This window comes from Bradyrhizobium sp. Crot121, assembly GCF_059512385.1.
On the sequence record NZ_JCAMOR010000206.1, the window covers coordinates 1 to 2,010 of the forward strand.

Annotated in this window: 3 protein-coding genes; 2 read left to right on the plus strand and 1 reads right to left on the minus strand. The window is 58.1% G+C overall.

Annotation, left to right across the window (positions count from 1 at the left end; translation table 11 throughout):
• Positions 1 to 210: 210 nt before the first annotated feature.
• The gene (locus AC5ZGW_RS45960; protein WP_027555008.1) at positions 211 to 633 is read right to left on the minus strand and encodes a hypothetical protein; all 423 of its coding nucleotides are present in this window, start codon (positions 631 to 633) and stop codon (positions 211 to 213) included.
• 184 nt (positions 634 to 817) lie between these two features.
• Here AC5ZGW_RS45960 and AC5ZGW_RS45965 point away from each other — a divergent pair, with 184 nt between their 5' ends.
• Together AC5ZGW_RS45965 and AC5ZGW_RS45970 are read left to right on the plus strand one after the other, a co-directional pair.
• A complete protein-coding gene (locus tag AC5ZGW_RS45965; protein WP_130231868.1) occupies positions 818 to 1,027 on the plus strand; it encodes a hypothetical protein in 210 nt (69 codons plus the stop codon).
• 115 nt (positions 1,028 to 1,142) lie between these two features.
• Positions 1,143 to 1,520: a hypothetical protein gene (locus tag AC5ZGW_RS45970; protein WP_027555010.1), complete on the plus strand. Its 378-nt coding sequence runs from the start codon at positions 1,143 to 1,145 to the stop codon at positions 1,518 to 1,520.
• Positions 1,521 to 2,010 lie beyond the last annotated feature (490 nt).

Consider the following 2,010-nt stretch of genomic DNA (forward strand, 5'->3'; position numbering starts at 1 on the left):
AAGGGCGTATCCCCTGAAGGGAAGCGTGGTTTTGCATCACAGTAAATCCAGTTGCCCATGTCGCAGAAGGGTCAAAAGCGTCGTTCTGGTCGCCCGTTAGTCACTTCCGGTCTCCCCCGATAAGCGGACCATATCAGAGCCCACCCGGACTTCGCATTAGGGCCATGAGCCGACATCGCTCCAATCAAGCGGCGATACTTGTCAGGCTCCTTAGCGGCCGTAGGGGAAGCAGCGGTTGCGATCGAGTGTGAGACCGAAATGCGCTCCCAGTGCAGCGATGGCCGCGTCCTGCTGAGGATAAGGATCGGCATTGGATGCGGCAACGATGATGATCCGGAACCCGCCGCGATCTTTGCCACCCGGTGGCAGCATCGCTGTAGTTAGTGCATTGCCCTCCCTGTCGCGCAGCGTGAGGAAAAGGGGCATCTCTCGCTGTACATGGGCCTCGAGGCCGATGTCCCGCTCGATCGCGTTGGGCCGCTCGGGACGCCAGGACTGGACTGCCTTCTCCCGCTCGCGGCGGAAATATTTCTCAACTGTGTGGCCCATCAGGCGCGACTCATGCATCGCTTCACCTTCCGTCTCGATACGGAACCAGGTCTTGCCCTTCGGCGCGTCGCAAACATACTGCATTTCGCCCGTCCTGCGATCGCCGCAATTCTAGGGGCGGCGGGCCTGCAAAGCCAATATGAGACTAGCTCCCGTGTATAGCGCTGCACGATCAGAGGGGCTAAGAGTTCTTGATTGGACGTTGAAGTTCTAGTGAGCCCAAACAATACTAGGTCGACCGGAATAATCCTCTTCAAGGAGCGTCCCGATGCCTGACGTAAGGGAAAAGCAACGCGAAGCCCGCCGGAAGATCATTCGCCAATGGCAGAAGCTTCCGAAGGATAAACGGCAGTCTATGGAGGGGATTTCTGAATTCGCCAGGACCGCCGCTCAGCAGAACGAGAACGCATTCGTCCGCAGTCGTCTCGATCCGTATCAGAAGATCATGGGATGGCTATTGCCGCGTGCTCATCTCTGAACGACTGAGTCCTCTGCACATCCTTCGAAGGCGACACCGAAATTTCGGCAAAGTCATCGAATGTCCTGCCGTGTCCGAACCCCCGGCAGGGCCGTCACAAAGCGACGAGATAACTGTGAAGCTGAAAGCAACCATCATCGTCGCAGCGCTGCTAGCTGCAACGGCTGCACATGCCGAGACGATCGATCTGAAATGCTGGGCGCGGGGCCTTACGGGTGGCGAGCGCAACTCGGTCTACATAAACGGGGAACAGGTCACCGTTAATCTGGACGAGGGGACGATGCACTCTCGGACATTCGGAAGCAATTTGGCCGTCCACGTCACGGATACGCACTTGTTCTTTGAGACGGCGCTTACGCTCGGCAACATTTGGCAACATCTGTTCGACCCGACCGCTGTCTGGCAAGGTTTCATCAACCGCGTCGACGGCACGCTTAAGGCGCATAAACGCGACGGTACTGTCATCAGCGGGCACTGCCAGCTTGTCGGCTGAACCTGTCCATGTCGCAGATGGGTCAATTGCGTCATTCCGACCGTGCGCCGGATACTTCTGGTCTATCCCTGATAGCAGACATTTTGGCGCCTGCCGGCACGTCTCAAGTGCGAGAGTCGGAAGCGTCCTGCCAGCCCGCTCCGAGCACTCTCGCTTAGCTGTATATGCGCTGGTTAGGATCCGAGAGCTCAACCTATGCAGGGTCAAGTTCTTCTCAGCAAACTGACAGTGGGGCCATCAGAAAATGCGCCAGAATGCGCCGTGGGGGAGCTCCGGGGTATCTATCGGCGGCGATGATGCAACAGCGACTTGGACAACTATCAATTTAAAAGTCCGGTCATCTCACGACCGCGGACGTGCAACCGGGTTAGCGAGTCTTCGGATCAGGGCCAGGAACAGAACTTGGCCGCGCGCCGGACAAGCGCAAGATTGAGCCCGAAGCGGAAGGTGCGGCCAGGGACGGCCCACCCCAGAGAATTCCCGTCACGTC